At 65.1% G+C, this 16,686-nt stretch carries 17 protein-coding genes; 6 read left to right on the top strand and 11 right to left on the bottom strand.

Annotated elements, in window-relative coordinates:
* Positions 1-115: 115 nt before the first annotated feature.
* From ligD to ku, 3 genes are read right to left on the bottom strand one after another with little or no spacing between them, the layout of a single operon-like run.
* Positions 116-2,557 (bottom strand): DNA ligase D, encoded by a 2,442-nt coding sequence (gene ligD, locus AC07NK_RS03825; protein WP_495169231.1) that lies wholly within the window; start codon positions 2,555-2,557, stop codon positions 116-118.
* Positions 2,544-3,029: an MgtC/SapB family protein gene (locus tag AC07NK_RS03820; RefSeq protein WP_495169230.1), complete on the bottom strand. Its 486-nt coding sequence runs from the start codon at positions 3,027-3,029 to the stop codon at positions 2,544-2,546. The genes ligD and AC07NK_RS03820 overlap by 14 nt, the downstream gene beginning before the upstream one ends.
* Positions 3,030-3,032: 3 nt before the next feature.
* Positions 3,033-3,887 carry a non-homologous end joining protein Ku gene (ku, locus tag AC07NK_RS03815; RefSeq protein WP_495169229.1) on the bottom strand — a complete coding sequence of 285 codons (855 nt, stop codon included), beginning with the start codon at positions 3,885-3,887 and terminating at the stop codon, positions 3,033-3,035.
* A gap of 103 nt (positions 3,888-3,990) precedes the next feature.
* Between ku and AC07NK_RS03810 the strand changes: the two genes are divergently transcribed.
* From AC07NK_RS03810 to AC07NK_RS03795, 4 genes are all read left to right on the top strand, one after another.
* Entirely contained in the window at positions 3,991-5,511 is a 1,521-nt protein-coding gene (locus AC07NK_RS03810; RefSeq protein WP_495169228.1) for a sodium:solute symporter, read from the top strand.
* Positions 5,512-5,579: 68 nt separating this feature from the next.
* Positions 5,580-5,786: a helix-turn-helix transcriptional regulator gene (locus AC07NK_RS03805; RefSeq protein WP_495169227.1), complete on the top strand. Its 207-nt coding sequence runs from the start codon at positions 5,580-5,582 to the stop codon at positions 5,784-5,786.
* Positions 5,764-6,198, top strand: a complete 435-nt coding sequence (locus AC07NK_RS03800) for a hypothetical protein (RefSeq protein WP_495169226.1) — start codon at positions 5,764-5,766, stop codon at positions 6,196-6,198. The genes AC07NK_RS03805 and AC07NK_RS03800 overlap by 23 nt, the downstream gene beginning before the upstream one ends.
* Before the next feature lie 55 nt (positions 6,199-6,253).
* Positions 6,254-7,171, top strand: a complete 918-nt coding sequence (locus tag AC07NK_RS03795) for a TraB/GumN family protein (protein WP_495169225.1) — start codon at positions 6,254-6,256, stop codon at positions 7,169-7,171.
* Positions 7,172-7,206: 35 nt separating this feature from the next.
* On the opposite strand, the gene AC07NK_RS03790 is transcribed toward AC07NK_RS03795, so the two are convergent.
* The 6 genes from AC07NK_RS03790 to AC07NK_RS03765 are packed head-to-tail and all read right to left on the bottom strand — an operon-like array spanning position 7,207 to position 12,354.
* Entirely contained in the window at positions 7,207-8,316 is a 1,110-nt protein-coding gene (locus AC07NK_RS03790) for a sialidase family protein (protein ID WP_495169224.1), read from the bottom strand.
* A 43-nt stretch (positions 8,317-8,359) separates the two neighbouring features.
* Positions 8,360-9,118 carry an exonuclease domain-containing protein gene (locus AC07NK_RS03785; protein WP_495169223.1) on the bottom strand — a complete coding sequence of 253 codons (759 nt, stop codon included), beginning with the start codon at positions 9,116-9,118 and terminating at the stop codon, positions 8,360-8,362.
* A gap of 49 nt (positions 9,119-9,167) precedes the next feature.
* Positions 9,168-9,797 carry a GNAT family N-acetyltransferase gene (locus tag AC07NK_RS03780; protein WP_495169222.1) on the bottom strand — a complete coding sequence of 210 codons (630 nt, stop codon included), beginning with the start codon at positions 9,795-9,797 and terminating at the stop codon, positions 9,168-9,170.
* A gap of 10 nt (positions 9,798-9,807) precedes the next feature.
* Positions 9,808-11,190: a phosphoglucomutase/phosphomannomutase PgmG gene (gene pgmG / locus AC07NK_RS03775; RefSeq protein WP_495169221.1), complete on the bottom strand. Its 1,383-nt coding sequence runs from the start codon at positions 11,188-11,190 to the stop codon at positions 9,808-9,810.
* 53 nt (positions 11,191-11,243) lie between these two features.
* The gene (locus AC07NK_RS03770) at positions 11,244-11,543 is read right to left on the bottom strand and encodes a J domain-containing protein (RefSeq protein WP_495169220.1); all 300 of its coding nucleotides are present in this window, start codon (positions 11,541-11,543) and stop codon (positions 11,244-11,246) included.
* Positions 11,544-11,553: 10 nt separating this feature from the next.
* Entirely contained in the window at positions 11,554-12,354 is an 801-nt protein-coding gene (locus tag AC07NK_RS03765; protein ID WP_495169219.1) for a division plane positioning ATPase MipZ, read from the bottom strand.
* Between the two features lie 81 nt (positions 12,355-12,435).
* On the opposite strand from AC07NK_RS03765, the gene panC reads away from it, so the two are divergent.
* Together panC and AC07NK_RS03755 are read left to right on the top strand one after the other, a co-directional pair.
* Positions 12,436-13,275 (top strand): pantoate--beta-alanine ligase, encoded by an 840-nt coding sequence (gene panC / locus AC07NK_RS03760; protein WP_495169218.1) that lies wholly within the window; start codon positions 12,436-12,438, stop codon positions 13,273-13,275.
* A gap of 92 nt (positions 13,276-13,367) precedes the next feature.
* Positions 13,368-13,664 (top strand): hypothetical protein, encoded by a 297-nt coding sequence (locus AC07NK_RS03755; RefSeq protein ID WP_495169217.1) that lies wholly within the window; start codon positions 13,368-13,370, stop codon positions 13,662-13,664.
* Here AC07NK_RS03755 and AC07NK_RS03750 read toward each other — a convergent pair whose 3' ends face one another.
* Together AC07NK_RS03750 and topA are read right to left on the bottom strand one after the other, a co-directional pair.
* Positions 13,665-14,114 carry a GNAT family N-acetyltransferase gene (locus tag AC07NK_RS03750; protein WP_495169216.1) on the bottom strand — a complete coding sequence of 150 codons (450 nt, stop codon included), beginning with the start codon at positions 14,112-14,114 and terminating at the stop codon, positions 13,665-13,667.
* Positions 14,111-16,660 carry a type I DNA topoisomerase gene (topA, locus tag AC07NK_RS03745; protein WP_495169215.1) on the bottom strand — a complete coding sequence of 850 codons (2,550 nt, stop codon included), beginning with the start codon at positions 16,658-16,660 and terminating at the stop codon, positions 14,111-14,113. Before topA ends, AC07NK_RS03750 begins: the two co-directional genes overlap by 4 nt.
* Positions 16,661-16,686 lie beyond the last annotated feature (26 nt).

Raw genomic sequence — 16,686 nt, 5'->3', positions numbered from 1 at the left:
CAGCGCGCGGCGATCGTCGCCGCATCCTTCCCGGATGTCGTTGCAGCGCTTGCCAAATTCACCGCCCCTTTCCGCCGCGCGTTGTGAAGCCAATGATATCGCAGCGCAATAAAGATCAGATGTCGGGCAGCACCTGATCCGCTTGCCCCCAACCCCGGAGCGCGCGGCTGTGGGCGCGTTCGATCAACACGGCAGCATCGCGCACGCTGAACATCTGGGGGGTGTCGATCGCGCGCAGCTCGGTCCAGCCGACCGGCGCCGCGACCGGCGCGCCCGGCCGCGCCCGCGCGACATAGGGCAACACCGCGGTGCTGCCGCGCTGGTTGCGCAGATAGTCGATGAAGATGCGGCCCTTGCGCTCGGCTTTCTTGAGGTTGGCGGTGAACCGCTCCGGCTCGGCCTGCGCCAGTGCGCGCGAAAGGCGTTCGGCGAAGGATTTGACCGCCGGCCATTCTGCCTCAGGCCTCAGCGGTACCACGACATGCACGCCCTTGCCCCCGGACAGCATCGCGAAACTGGTGAGGCCGAGATCGGCGAGATGCTGTTTGAGGTCCGCCGCCGCCTTCTTGACCATTTCGAAATCCAGCCCCTCATCGGGATCGAGGTCGAACACGACACGATCGGGCTTCTCGACATCGGCGACGCGGCTGCCCCATCCGTGGAATTCGATCGTCCCCATCTGTACGCACGCCAGTAACCCGGCGGCATCGGACACATAGAGGTACGGCTCGACCGAACCGTCCTTCTCGCGGATGTCCACATGGTGGACATGCGCGCCGAAGCTGCCCGCGTCGTGCTTCTGGAAGAAGCATTGTTTAGCCCGCCCCTGCGGACAGCGCACCAGGCTGATCGGGCGGTCGGCGGCCCAGGGGAGCAGGATCGGGGCGACCGCGGCATAATAGTCAGCGAGATCGCCCTTGGTGATCTTCGCGTCGGGGAAGATCACCCGGTCACGACTGCTGATCTTCACATCCATCTCAGGCGCTTCAGGCATGGGTGCTGCCTCCTCAGCTTGCACGTCGCTGGCCGGCTTGTCCTCGCGCAGGCCGAGAAAACTCGCATGGCGAACCACATTCTCGGCGGTGAACTCGGCAAAGGCCACCTCCGCCACCAGTTTCGGCGTCACCCAGTGCGCCCCGCGCGCGGCCTCGCGCGGCACTTCGACCGGCGGCGTCTTGCGTGCGATCCGGTCGAGCTGGTCCCGCAGCCTGTGGCCGGTTTCGGTGCTGAACCCGGTCCCGACCTTTCCGGCATAGCGCAGCTTGCCGTCCTCGTTCAGCCCGAGCAGCAGCGATCGAAAGCCGCGTCCCTTCGCACTGCTTTCAATCCAGCCGACGATCACGAATTCCTGCCGCCGCGTGCATTTGGTCTTGAGCCAGCTTTTGGTGCGCGCGCCGCGATAGGGCGCATCGGCACGTTTCGAGACTACGCCCTCATGCCCCGCAGCGCACATCGCATCGTAGAGCTTTTCCCCCGCACCCAGCACATGTTCGGAAAAGAGGATGCGTTCGTCGGCACCGGCGATCAGCGCGCGCAGCGCCTCCTTGCGCTCGATCTGCGGCAGCCGGGACAGGTCCTTGCCGTCGAGTTCGAGCAGATCGAACGCGAAATAGCTCAGCCCCTCGCCGCCGGTCGAGATCGCGTCCTGCAGCGTCGCGAAATCGGTCTTCTCGCCCTTGAACGCGACGACCTCGCCATCGATCAGCGCCGATCCCGCCTGAATCGACCGCGCGGCCTCAGCGAGGCCGGGGAATTTGTCGGTCCAGTCGAGCCCGGTGCGCGTGTAGAGTTTCGGCCCGCCTTTCCCGAGCGCAATCAGCGTGCGGTAGCCGTCATATTTCATCTCATGCAGCCAGCCATTTCCAGCGGGCACGGTCTCCATCAATGTCGCGAGCTGCGGGCTGCGGAATTTGGGAAGCCGCGCGCCAGTCTCTGCCTTTGCCGCCTTCTTCCCCGGCTGCTTCTGCGAGCGCACGCCCTCGGCGATCTCCTGCATCGTGCGCCCGGTTTTGATGCTGGTCAGGCCGGTCTCGACCAGCTCGTCGGTCGCTCCGGCATCGCGGTCCTCGATCTTGCGCAGCAGCCAGTTCTCGCGCTTCTCATTGCCGCGCGGACGCAGGCGGATCAGCAGCCATTCGCCCTTCATCCGCTCACCCGCGAGCATGAAGTGGAGATGCCCCTTCTCCAGATCCTTTGCGCTCTTCCCAGCGATCGGCGCCCATTCGCCTTCGTCCCACAGCATCACCGTGCCGCCACCATATTCGCCCTTGGGGATCGTCCCCTCGAAGCGCGCATAGGACATGGGATGATCCTCGGTCCGCACCGCCAGCCGCTTCTCGCCGGGGTCGAGGCTGGGGCCGCGCGTCACCGCCCAGCTCTTGAGCACCCCGTCCAGCTCCAGCCGGAAATCCCAGTGGAGACGCGTGGCATCGTGCTTCTGGACGATGAACGTGCGGCCCTTGCCCTTCGCGATCTTGCCTTTGGGCTCGGCGGTCTTCGCGAAGTCGCGCATCGCATTGTATCTGGCGAGCGGATCGGCGCGTTCAGCCTTCGCCATTGCCGAATCCTTCCTTGTCGAACGCCTTGCGCTCGACCCAGTCGAATACCGACAGCAGGATCACCGCCACGACGGTGCCGATGATCGCGAGCGGGTAGAGGCCGGCGCCGAACGCGATGCCGATCGACGCCGCCAGCCAGATATGCGCCGCGGTAGTGAGGTTCTTCACCTCACCTTTGGAGAATACGATCAGCGCGCCGCCGATCACCCCCGCCATCGCGGCGGTCCCCTCGATCACGCGCAGCGGGTCAGCCTGCGACTCCACCCCCCCGAGTTGATAGTAGAGCGCGAGCGAAGACACTGTGATCAGAGCCGCCGCGAAGCACATGATCGCGTGCGTCCGCATCCCGGCGGGATGATCGCGCACTTCGCGATCGATGCCGAGCAGCAATCCTGCGAGCATCGCACCGCCCAGCCGCAGCCAGGGGTCCCAGCCGAGCGCCGCGAACGTGAGGGGCGGGTTGAGTTCCATGGCTCAGGCCCGCTTGCGCGCGGGCGCCTTGCGCGTGGCCTTCGCCGCCGCAGGCTTCTTCGTGGCGCCCGGCTTTTCGAGGCTCTTCTTGAGTGCTGCCATCAGGTCGACCACGTTCGAGCCGCGCTTGTCCGGCCCTTCCTTGTCCTCGATGATCAGACGGTTGCCCTTCTGCTTCTTCTTCCGTTCGATCAGATTCCGAAGCGCATCGACATAGCGGTTGTGGAAGACCTTGGGGTCGAACTTGTCCGCCTTCTTCTCGATCAGCGATTCGGCAAGGCCCAGCAGCTCGGCATCGGGCTCGATATCCGGGATGTCGCGGAAATAGCCCTGCGCCTTGTTGACCTCATCGGCATAGCGGAGCGTCTCGAGCACCATGCCGCGCCCGCACGGTTTCAGACTGACGACATATTCGCGCCCGCGCATCGCCAGCTGACCGAGGCCGACTTTCCGCGTGCGCTTCAGCGCCTCGCGCAGCACGATGAACGCCTCTTCGGCAAGGTCGTCAGCGGGGATCACGAAATAGGGCTTCTCGTAATAGAGCACGTCGATCTCGTCGGCGTCGACGAACTGGGTCAGCTCGAGTGTCTTCTTGGACTCAAGCTTGACCGCTTCGATCTCCTCTGGGTCGAGCAGGACATATTCGCCCTTTTCATATTCGAAGCCCTTCATGATCTCGTCGGTATCGACCGGGCCGATGCCGGGCACGACCTTCTCGTATTTGACCCGTTTGCCCGATGGTTCGTGGACCTGGTGGAAGGCAATCTGCGCGCCCGATTTGGTCGCGGTGTAAATCTCGACCGGGATCGAGACGAGCGCGAGGCGGATCTGCCCCTGCCAATAGGCACGCGCGGCCATGATGATGCTCCGTCATTGCGTGGCCGATTCAAAGCGTGAGCGCGGGAGTCGTTCCGCGCAACGATCCGCGTGACGGCGCGAAAAGCTCTGCTACACACTTGGAATGAACCCGCAATTCGCTCCGCTCGACTGGCTGGTGGTCGGACTATACGTGCTGGTGCTGCTGATCGGCGGCTGGCTGTTCTCGCGCTTCAAGGCGGATGACGCGCGCGACTATTTCCTCGCCGGGCGGACCGTTCCGGCATGGCTCGCGGCGGTGTCGGTGCTCTCCGCGACGCAGTCCGCGGCGACCTTCCTCGGCGCGCCCGATCAGGGCTATCGCGGCGACTATAGCTATCTCGGCGCAGTGATCGCGCCGGTGCTGGCCGCATTCTTCGTCGCGCATGTGCTGATCCCGCGCTTCTACGCGATGCGCGCAACGACGGTGTACGAGCTGCTGGAAGCGCGGTTCGACGCCCGCGCCAAGCAGTGGGCCGGGGGCATGTTCCTGATCGGCCGGGTGCTGGCGGGTGGTGCGCGCGTCTATCTGGCGGCGATCGCGATCGCGATGGTCGCGTTCGGCAGCATCGATGCGCAGGCGATCATCCTGTCCGCCGCCGCAGTGATGCTGGTGAGCTTCCTCTTCACCTTCCATGGCGGTTTGAAGTCGGTGATCTGGAACGACCTCATCCAGTTCGTGATCTATACCGGGTCAGCGGTTGCGGTGCTGATCTTCCTGCGCCTGTCGATCCCCGCCACCAATGGCGAACTGTTCGACGCGCTGCGCATGACGCCCGAGGGGGTGAACAAGCTGCGACTGCTCGACTTCTCGACCGACCTCTCCAAGCCATTCACCGTATTGGCGATCTTCACTGGCCTGTTCCTGCTCAACGTCGCCAATGCCGGGCTCGACCAGGACACGACCCAGCGGCTGCTCGCCAGCCCCGACGCAAAGACCGGCGCGCGCGGGCTGATCTACTCGCAGCTCGCCAGCATCCCGCTGATCGCGATGTTCGTCACCATCGGGCTGCTGCTCTACGTCTTTTACAATCGCCCCGACCTGATGGGCGCCGACAATCAGGCAGCGACGAGCTTTGCGGGCGAGAAGATCACGGTGTTCGTCCATTATATCCTGACGCAGGTGCCGCCCGGGCTGCGTGGGCTGGTCACGATCGGTGTCACCGCAGCGGCCGTCGCGACCACCAACTCGGCGCTCAACGCCATGTCGTCGGTGATGATCAGCGACTTCTACAAACCGTGGCGCGAGCGGCGGCATGTCCCCGATGCCAAACATTATGTGCACGCCGGCAGATGGGGGATGGCGATCGTCGGCGTCGCCATGTTCGCGATGGCGGTGTTGAGTTTCTATTGGCAGCGTTACACTGACATGCCGCTGCTCGAATTCGCGCTCCAGGTGATGGTGTTCGCCTATGCCGGGTTGCTCGGCGTGTACTTTGTCGCGGTGTTCACAAAGCGCGGCAACAGCGCCTCGGTGATCGCCGGACTTGCTGCCGGCTTCGTGACCGTGCTGTTACTCCAGCCCTTCATCCTTGGCCCGACCGGACTCGCCTTCCCCTATCAGCTTTGCATCGGAACCCTGGTATCCGCGCTCGTCACGGCCATCCCGCGTGTCAGGGGCGCTTGACATGTGTCATGCGTGCATGACATATAGTCAGCTATCGATGACAAATCGTCACGGGTAACTGACACAGGATGCAGAACAAGCTGCGAGTCTTGCGCGCGGAACGCAATTGGAGCCAGGCCGAGCTTGGCGGCCATCTCGGCGTGTCGCGACAGGCGGTGAACGCGATCGAGACGGGGAAATACGATCCCTCGCTCCCGCTCGCCTTCCGTATCGCACGGTTGTTCGGCCTGCCGATCGAGGAGATTTTCGAGGATGGAGACGGTGATGCAGCCTAAACCGTTCGACGGGCTGGCTGCGGCGAAGGCACGCAGACGGCGGCTGCAGCTGATCATCGCCGCGCTGATGGGCGCGGGTGCGGTGATCGGCTTCTTTTCCGCGAAGTTCGAAATGGACGGCGGCGGCTTCATGGAAGGCATCCCGGCCGGCTGGGCGATCGCCGCGTCCGTGATCCTGTCCGTTTCGATCGGCTATGGCGGCTGGCGCTACCATCTGGCGACCGACGAACTCGACCGGCGCGACAACCAATGGGCGGGGGCGATGGCGCTCAATTTCTACCTCGGCGGCTATGCCAGCTGGTATCTGTGGTGGCGTGGCGGGCTGGTCCCCGAACCGCAGCACGAGACGATCTTCGTTGTGACGATGGCCGTGATGCTGCTGACCTATGGCTACAAGAAGCTGCGGCCCTGAACCCTTTCCTTCGAATCCGAATCAACTGCCAATTTCGAAACAACTGGAGGCCTGAATGACCAATATGTTCCTGCGCGCGGGCTCTGCGCTGGCGCTCCTCTTTGCTGCGCCCGGCGCATTCGCGCAGCAGGCTGCGCCAGCCCCCGCGGCCATCGTAACCAAGGACGCGGATCCCGCATTGTGGGTGGTCAAGGATGAGGACACGACGATCTATCTGTTCGGCACGATTCACATCCTGCGTCCGGGTCTGTCCTGGTTCGACGAGGCGGTGAAGAAGGCGTTCGATTCGAGCGGCGAACTGGTGACCGAAATCGGCGTCATGCCTGATCCCGCCGCCGTCCAGCCGCTGATCATGAAATATGGCGTCAACCCGACCGGCCCGACGCTGACCGAGAGGCTGCCCGCCGACAAGCGCGCCGCGTTCACCAAGGCGGTTGCCGATCTCGGCCTGCCTCAGGCGGTGATCGACCGGTTCGATCCGTGGCTGGCGAGCGTACAGATGTCGATGCTGGCGCTGGTCAAGCAAGGTTACAATCCGCAGGCAGGTGTCGAGGAAGCGCTGCACACCGCTGCCAAGGCCGCGGGCAAGCCAGTTTCCGGCCTCGAGACGATGGAGCAGCAGTTCAGCTTCTTCGACTCGCTGTCCGAGGAGGCGCAGGTCAAATATCTGATCGAGACCGTCGACAAGCTCGCCGAAGCAGGGCCGCTGCTCGACAAGATGGTCGCCGAATGGGCTGCGGGTGACGCCGACAAGCTCGCCGCGCTGATGAACGAGGGTTTCACCAGCATGCCCGAGGTCGCGAAGAAGCTGCTCGCCGATCGCAACGAGCGCTGGGCGGCATGGATCGACACGCGGCTCGACAAGCCGGGCGTGGTGTTCGTTGGGGTTGGTGCGGGGCATCTTGCCGGGGGCGAGAGCGTCCAGGCCTATCTGGCCAAGCGCAACATAAAAGCGACGCGGATCGAATATTGATCTCACCTTGTCGTGGCCGGTGGTGGGGCTGCCCCTCAACCGCCGGTCACGGCATCCTTGTCCGCCCAATCGCCCTTCGGCAGCCGCGCCGGATCGAGCACGAGGTGGCGGATGCGCTTGCGATCGCAGGTATAGGTGATGTGCACCCGCCCATCGCGCGTCTGGATCACCGCGGGATAGGCATAACCCGCGTCGAGCGGCTTGCTCTCCAGCGTCAGCACCTTGCGCCAGCGCACCCCGTCATCCGAAATCGCGACGTTGATCGGATAACGGAACCCCTTGCCCGAGCGGCCAAGGCTGTGCGCGCTGTGGTTGTAGACGATCAGCTGGCGCCCATCGGCGAGCGTTACCGCGTCGGTCCCTGAATTGGGGTTAGGCAGGTCGATCGCGGAAAGCACCGACCAGCTTTTCCCTCCATCCTTCGACCAGGTCGATGCAAGAACCCCCTCGCGTGTGCGTGCAACCGCCTGCAAATGCCCATCCCTGTGGAAGAGAATGCTCGGCTGGATTGCGTCGATCCCCTCGGGCGATTCGACCGGGCTGCTCGCCTGCCAGGTCCGGCCCCGATCGCTGCTCCGCTCGAAGTGCAATGCCCAGCGATTGCCCTTCTTCTCGGTGCTCGATGGCGACAACCAGCTGCCGTCAGGAAGCTCGACCGGCTTGTTCTTGACCGGGCCCAGAATACCGCCGGGCAGGCGACGCGGTTTGCTCCAGCTCCGACCTTCATCGTCCGAGGTCATCATCATACCCCACCATTCACGCGGGCTGGGGCCGACCTTGTAGAACAGGGTCAGGGGGCCGTTCTTCGGCTGGAACAACACCGGGTTCCACGCTGGCAGCCGGGTGCCATCGGGCTGAAGGCCGGTGGCAACGCTCATCGCCGGTTGCCATGCTCCGCCGGCGAGGCGCGCGACATAAATCTCGACGTCGGGATTCCGTTCCTTCGTGCCCCCGAACCACGCGGCGAGGATCGTCCCCGCGCGCGTCTCGACGATCGTCGAGGCGTGAACCTCGAGATAGGGCGCTGTGGTAAAAGTGAAGCCACTGCTCAGCACCGGCGAGGGCGCCTCCTGCGGAACGGCGGCCGCGCGCATGGGCAAGGTCAGGACGAGCGCGACCAGCGCGCGCAGAGCAGGCTTAAACATATAATCATACTAATAAGGAACGCCGCGGCGTCCAGCCTGCGCGTCAGAACAGCGCGGGTTGCCGATCCGGCCGCACCACGCGCCCATGCCCGCGCCGCCGTTCCAGCTCGACCTCGGCGGTGTAGCGGATATCGGGATCACGATCCTGCAGGAAGCCGTCGAGCGAATCGTCGTCGATCTCGCTCCATTCCTTGCCGCGATCGGGGCCATAGCGGACACGCGGCAACAGTCCGGGCAGCTTCGACCATTCGATCAGCTGCGCGACGCTGACCGTGTTGAGCATGTCGCGCAGGTGATGCGCGGTCACATAGGAATCGGGGAAGGCGCGGTGGGCAGGCAGGCCGCGCTCATGCTCCAATCCCTCGGGCATGCGGTAATAGCGCAGGAACTGGTTGGAAAAGCCCGGGCTGTCGCTCCACAGCCGCAAAGCGCATTTATAAGTGCAGATCCAGTCCGCGCCGCGGGTTAACGCCGGGGTGCAGAACTGCTCCTCAAAACTCGCGCGGTGCGCTGCCAGCGCCACCCGGCGCGGCCACGGATCGAGGATCGGGCGCGCCACATCATGCCACCAGGGCGCGTCGGCGACATCCTCGTCGCGGATATGGTGGATCGCCATGGTAAGCGGCGGGATCGGGCGGCCGGGATTGACCATCCGGCTGCCGCCCTCGCCCTGAAGCGCCCACCGCCCGTCCGCGCCCAGCGCGACATCCTGCCAGCCGATCTCGCACACCGCATGCATTGGCGGCTTGTCCCCCGTGGTTTCGAGATCGATGACGCGGATGATCTGGGGGGCAGTAGCCATGGCAGCCTAAGTGGGAGGTAGTGCGGCGAAAAGCGAGTCGAAACGCCGATCAGACGGGCGGGATTTCTGCGGTGGCGAACGTCGAGATCACCGTCCAGCCGAGCGCGCCGTAGAGCGCGCGGCCGTCGTCGGTGGCGACAAGCAGGTCGGTCGCGGCGCTGTCCGCCCGTGTCTCACGCAACGCGGCCATCACAACGCGGCCCAGCCCCCGGCGGCGATGATCCGGCTCGGTAATGATCCGGTCATAGACAAACACGCCTGCAGTCTCGGCCGCAGTGCCGCTCGCGGCGAGCGCGCCGTCCGGCGCAAGGATCGCGACGCGGCTGCCATGCGCATCGCGATCGAGCTGCAGACGGTAGCCTGCCGGCAATGCAGCCGGCGGCGGCTGGGTCTGCGGTCCGCGCATGACATAGCCCGGCTCGCCCTGGAGCCGCCACTTCGCGGGAAGCGCGGCGAGCAGATCCTCGCCCTCACCGCACAGCTTGAGGAAATAGCCCGGCGCGTCGAGCGTGCGTCCGAGCTCCGCCAAGCCCTCGCCGGGCCGGGTGAACGCCCAGCGGCAGATTTCCACCTCGCCGCCGGTATCAACCCGGAATCCACCACGATCCGCCACCGGCGCCGGCAGCCCGCGCGCGATCGAGCGCGCCGCGAGCCAGCCGAACAGCAGCGCGTCGTTCAAGGCGCAGACTCTAGTGGGCGGCCTGAGGCCCGCGAACCAGCCCGCTCGCCTCAAGCTGCGCGTCGATCTGCGCGAGCAGACGGTCGAGCGCCTCCTGACTCAGCGCTTCGGCGCGCGCGACGAGCACGTCCTGCGTGTTCGACGCGCGCAACAGCCACCAGCCATCGGGCGTGTTGACGCGCGCGCCGTCGGTATCGTTGACGTCGGCGCCCGCCGCCTTGAGCCGCTCCAGCACCTCGTCGATCACGGCGAACTTGCGGCTTTCATCGACCTGGAAGCGCATTTCCGGGGTGTTGACGAAAGCGGGCATGTTACCGCGAATCTCGGTCAGCGACCTGCCATTCAGATGGACGGCGTTGATCAGCTGAACCGCGGCGTACTGCGCGTCGTCAAAGCCGTAATAATCCTGCGCGAAGAAGATGTGGCCGCTCATCTCGCCCGCGAGCGGGGAGTCGGTTTCCTTCATCTTGGTCTTCACAAGGCTGTGGCCGGTCTTCCACATCAGCGGCTGGCCGCCGAGCTCGGCGACGCGGTCGAACAGCATCTGCGACGCTTTCACATCGGCGATGATCGTCGCCCCGGGCGCCTTTTTGAGAACAGGTTCAGCCAGAATGGACAGAAGCTGATCGCCCCAGATCACGCGGCCTTCGCCGTCGATCGCGCCGATCCGGTCGCCATCGCCATCGAAAGCCAATCCGAAATCGAGATTCTTCTCCGCGACCAGCCGCCGCAGGTCAGCCAGATTCTTCTCTTCGGTAGGATCGGGGTGATGGTTCGGAAAATTGCCGTCCACATCGGTGAAGAGCGTGTGATGCTCACCCGGCAGGAGCTTCACCAGCTTCTCGATCACCGGACCGGCGGCGCCGTTGCCCGTGTCCCAGCCGATGCGGAAGGTGCCGCCAGAATAGCCCGCGAGCAGACGACCGACATAGTCATCGAGGATATCGACGTCGGTAACGCTCCCCTCACCGTCCGCCCAGTCACCCGCAGCGGCAAGCTTGCCGATCTCCTGAATGTCCTGGCCGAAAAAGGGGCGGTGCTGAAACACCATCTTGAACCCGTTATAATCGCCGGGATTGTGGCTGCCGGTTATCTGTATGCCGCCATCCACCTCTAGGATCGCTTCAGCATAATAGAGCATCGGCGTCGGGCCCATGCCGACGCGCACGACGTCGCAGCCCGATGCGTTCAGACCCTCGATCAGTGCCGCTTCGAGCGCGGGCGATGAGACCCGCCCGTCGCGGCCAACCGCCACGCGATGCCCGCCGGATCGACGGAGCAAGGTCGCAAAACCGCGGCCGATGGCCCGTGCGTCCTCAGTCCCCAGCGTCTTTCCGACAATGCCGCGGATATCATACTCGCGAAGCGAGGTCGGGTCGAAACGATGCGTCACAGAAGCCTCCGGATAGTTCGGTAACCACCCAATTCGCGAGCGGCGTGGAAAGTTCAATCGCCAGTTTTGGGAAGCAGCTTGTCGCGCGCGGCGTTGACCTGACGAGTCAGCTCGGGCGAGCCGCCGCGGTCCGGATGCACGCTGGCGATCAGCTTGCGATGCGCGGCACGGATTTCCTCAGGGCCGGCATCGGGGCCGACGCCCAGCACGGCGCGGGCGTCGGCATCGGGTCGGACCGGTGAAGACGGCACGGGCGCAGGCCTGGGCGTCCCGGGCAAGGGACGCCCCCAGCCATGCCACATCCGCCAGCCGAGCCAGCCGATCATGACCGCGACGAGCAGTTTCCAGATCATCGCTGCAGCCTCATGCAAAGACCGGGACGGTGCTGACCGTCTCGGGCAACGCCAGACCCGCCATCATCTCGCGCAATTCCTGGCGTGCGGCGACATGGGCGAGACCCATTTGTCCGAATTCGCGCGCATCGAGCATCGTCAGCCCCTTCGGAAACAGCTCGCGATAGATCACGCGCTCGGACAGGCCGGGGATGACGCGGAAGCCGACACGCTTGGCCAGCTGGTCGATCGCCTCCGACACGCGTTTCATGTTGCGCGCTTCGATATGCTGCATGCGGTTGCGCAGGACGACCCAGTCGATCGTCGCGCCATCCGCCTTGGCCCGGCGCTTGCGCGAATCCCAGATCAGCTCCGAATAGAAGCTGGGGCGGACCACCTTGAACGTGTCGGGATCGACATGCCCGATCAGGTCGAAATCGACGAAGCTGTCGTTCATCGGCGTCACCAGCGTATCGGCATTGGTGATCGCGATGCGCCCGAACTTGTCGTCGCGGCCGGGCGTGTCGATGATCAGGAACTCGCTGCCGGTGCCCAGCCGCTCAAGCGATTCCGAAAACAGGTCGTTGCTCTCGCCATCGTGCGTCTCGTAACGCGGCATCGGCAATTCGCGGCCGCTGCGCTTGATCGACTCGCCGCGATTGTCGAGGTAGCGACCCAATGTCCGCTGACGATGATCGAGGTCGAGACAACTGACCCGCGCGCCCCGCGCCGCCAGCGCGATCGCGGTGTGGACGGCGGTCGTGGACTTGCCCGTCCCGCCCTTCTCGTTGGCGAAGACGATCACATGCAACGGGTTCGACGCTTCACCCACCAATGAACTTCCTTGATTGATCCCCGGGCCTACCCCCCATAGAAGGCCGCGCTTCCCGTCCATATCCAAGGCCTCATTCGCGTGCAAACCGTCCGTCAGCTCCCCGAACTTCGCAATGCCATTTCGGGATTCCGTGCTGCCGGAGAGCGGATCGCGTTTGTGCCGACGATGGGGGCGCTGCACGCCGGCCACATGGCGCTGGTCGCCGAGGCGAAGCTGGCGGCGGATCGCGTCGTCGTTTCGATCTTCGTCAACCCCAAGCAATTCGGCCCGAACGAGGATCTCGCCAAATATCCGCGCAAGGAACAGGTCGATTCGCGCCTGCTGAGCGACGCCGGCGTTGATCTGCTGTGGCTGCCCCCGGTCGAGGTCATGTATCCCGAGGATCATTCGACGAATGTCGGCGTGGCGGGCGTCAGCGCGCCGCTCGACGGGGCTTCGCGGCCCGGCCATTTCGATGGCGTCGCGACGGTGGTCGCCAAGCTGTTCAATCAGGTGAAGCCCGACATCGCGCTGTTCGGGGAAAAGGATTTCCAGCAGCTCGCGGTGATCCGCCGCATGGTGGCCGATCTCGATTTCGACGTCGAGGTGCGCGGCGTTCCCACCCAACGCGACGATGACGGCCTCGCCCTCTCTTCGCGCAACGTCTACCTCATGCCTGAGGATCGTGCCGCCGCGGTAGCGCTGCCACGAGCGCTGGGCGTCGCTGCCAAGGCGATCGAGAAAGGCGAGGATGCGGATGCCGCACTCGCGACAGCGCGCGCATCGCTCGAAGCCGCCGGGTTCGAGGTCGACTATGTCGAGCTGGCCGATGCCGAAACCCTCAACGCACCGGTTGCGGGCAAGCCTCGCCGCCTACTCGCGGCGGCCCGGATCGGCGGCACGCGTCTGATCGACAACATCCCGGTCGAAGCCAGCTAGAATCGGCCCCAAAAACACCGTTAACGCTTTGGTTACCATGACTGCCGCAGGCTGCATCCCATGAGGATACAGATCAAAAGTGGGGCAAAGTCATGGGCAACAGTCTTAAGAGCGCACAATTCCTGATCGACAGCCGGCTGGCCGACGCAGCGCGCGGAAGCGCCGATGCGGCCTATGAGCTCGGCATGGTCTATTCGAGCGGCGCGGCTGGCCTCGATGTCGACCTGATCGAAGCGCATAAATGGTTCAACATCGCCGCGCTCAAGGGCAGCGCCCACGCGCCGTATATGCGCGCCGAGGTGGCCGAGGACATGAGCGCGCGCGAGATCATCGAGGCGCAGAAGCTCGCGCGCTCGTGGCTCCAGATGACCACGTTGCGCGCGGCCTGATCAACCTGCCGGGCTGATTTCCAACGCCATATCGATCCGGTGCATGCCGGGTCCCCAGCCATCCGGGACATGGGCCAGCTCGCGCGCACCGAAGCGCGCGAAGAACGGCGCCGAATGCTGGCTCGCCGCGATATCGAGACCCGACGCGCCAAGGCCGCGCGCCACGTCGATCGCGGCCCGCATCATCGCCCGGCCAATACCCAGACGCTGAGCCGCCGGATCGACGAGAATCCAGTTGAGGTTCGCCCGCCCGGGAAGCCCCGGGGCAACCCCGAACGCGCCGCGAACCGCATTCTCCGCCTCGCACACGCGATATCCCGCGACCCGCTCCAGATACGCTGCATAGTCCGCACGTTCTTCGGGCGCGAAGAAGCGCGGACAATTGGCGTCGAACAGCACGAGACAGGCTTCCGCATCCTCCGGCGTGTAGGCGCGGAAGCCCGGTGTCACGTCTTCGCAGCGGCCTTCTTGGCCGGCGCCTTCTTGGCCGGGGCTTTCTTCGCCGCGGGCTTCTTCGCCGGTGCCTTGCGGCCCTTTTTCTTGGCCGGTCCCGCCGCCGCCTTGGTGTCGATCAGTTGCACCGCGTCCTCAAGCGTCAGTGCCGCCTGGTCGACCGACTTGGGCAGGGTCGCGTTGGTGGTGCCGTCGGTGAGATACGGACCGAAACGCCCTTCCATCAGCTTGATCTCCGCGCCCGACTCCGGATGCGCGCCGAATATCTTCAGCGGCTCGCGGCTGCCAGCGCGCGCGCGGCCGCCGCCTGCAGCGGCTTCTGCGAGCTTGACGACCGCGGCGTTCATGCCGGTCTCGAACACGTCCGCCGTCGACGACAGCCGCGCATATTTGCCGTCATGCGCCAGATAGGGACCATAGCGGCCAATCGAAGCGGTAATCGGCTTGCCGCTCTCGGGATGGTCGCCGATCGTGCGCGGGAGGTTGAGCAGCTTCACCGCCCAGTCGAGATCGAACTCCGGAAGATCCTTGGGGATCGAGGCGCGCGCCGCCTCCTTGCCCTCGCCGCGCTGGATATATGGCCCGAACCGCCCGGAGCGGCGCGAGATATCCTCGCCCGTCACCGGATCCTGCCCAATCACTTCCGGCCCGGTATCGCCGCCGTCCGCACCGCCCGGCTGGCCGAAGCGGCGGGTGAACTTGCACTCGGGATAGTTGGAGCAGGCGACGAACGCGCCGAACTTGCCGCCGCGCAGCGCCAGCTTGCCCTCGCCGCACGAAGGGCAGAGACGCGGATCGCTGCCGTCGCCCTTGTCGGGGAAGAGATAGGGTTCGAGGAACTTGTCGAGCGCCTCGGTGACCTCGCTCGGCTTGCGCTCCATCACCTCGTCGGTGCGCGGGCGGAAGTCCTTCCAGAACGCTTCGAGCACCGCCTGCCAGCCGGCGCGGCCGCCCGATACGTCGTCGAGTTCCTCTTCGAGGCCCGCCGTGAAGTCGTAATTGACGTATTTCTCGAAGAAGCGCTCGAGGAACGCAGTCAGGAGGCGACCCGTCTCCTCGGCAAAGAAACGGTTCTTCTCGATGCGGACATAGGCGCGATCCTTGAGCACCTGAATGATCGAGGCATAGGTCGAGGGGCGGCCGATACCGAGTTCTTCCATCCGCTTCACCAGCGAAGCTTCGGAGAAGCGCGGCGGTGGCTGGGTGAAATGCTGCTCGGCGTCGACGCCCTTCTTGGCGGGCGTATCGCCGTTACGAATCACCGGCAGGCGGCGGCTGTCCTCATCGCCTTCATCATCGCGCCCTTCCTCGTAGAGCGCGAGATAGCCCGGGAAGATCACCACCTGGCCGGTCGCGCGCAGCGCGTCCTGGCCGGTCGGCTCCTCCAGCTCGACGGTGGTGCGCTCCATCCGCGCCGACGCCATCTGGCTTGCCAGCGCGCGCTTCCAGATCAGCTCGTAGAGCTTGCCGTGATCGCCCGATCCAGCCTTGTCGCGGCCAAAGTCGGTCGGGCGGATCGCCTCGTGCGCTTCCTGCGCATTCTTCGCCTTGGCCTGGTACTGGCGCGGTTTGTCCGGGATGTAGCTCGCCTGATAGCGGTTCACGATCGCCTTGCGCGCCTCGTCGATGGCGCTGCCGTCCATCTGCACGCCATCGGTGCGCATATAGGTGATCGCGCCATCCTCGTAGAGCGCCTGCGCGATCCGCATCGTATGGCTGGCCGAGAAACCGAGTTTGCGCGCGGCCTCCTGCTGCAGGGTCGAGGTGGTGAAGGGCGGCGGCGGGTTGCGCATCGCCGGCTTGGTCTCGACCGACGCGACGGTAAAGCGGCCCTGCTCGACCGCGGACTTGGCGCGCGTGGCGGTGCCCTCGTCGCCGATCGACAGGCGATCGATCTTCTTGCCCTCGAACCGCACCAGACGCGCGTCGAACGCGGTGCCGTCATGCTCGAGATGCGCGGTGACCGACCAATATTCCTGTGGCTTGAAGATCTCGATCTCGCGCTCGCGCTCGACGATCAGGCGCAGCGCGACCGACTGGACGCGGCCCGCCGACTTGGCGCCGGGCAGCTTGCGCCACAGCACGGGCGAGAGGGTGAAGCCGACGAGATAGTCGAGCGCACGGCGGGCGCGATAGGCGTCGATCAGGTCGGTATCGAGCTGCCGCGGCGCTGCCATCGCCGCGAGGATCGCGGGCTTGGTGATCGCGTTGAAGGTGACGCGCTCGACCTCTTTGGGCAGCGCCTTCTTCTTCGCCAGCAGCTCCTGCACGTGCCAGCTGATCGCCTCGCCTTCGCGATCAGGGTCAGTCGCGAGGATCAGACGGTCGGCCTTCTTCGCCTCGTCGGTGATCGCCTTGAGCTGCTTCGCCTTGTCGGCATAGGTTTCCCAGTCCATCGCAAAGCCGTCATCGGGCTTCACAGATCCGTCCTTGGGCGGCAGGTCGCGGACATGGCCGTAGGAAGCGAGGACCCGATAGTCCTTGCCCAGATACTTCTCGATGGTTTTCGCCTTGGCGGGCGATTCGACGATGACCAGCTGCATGGGGTTCCGATATGAGGCTTCGCGTA

The organism is Sphingomonas sp. GW821-FHT09B04 (genome assembly GCF_059418285.1).
Note: the sequence above shows the minus strand (reverse complement) of the source record. Positions and strands in the feature narration are given on the sequence as shown.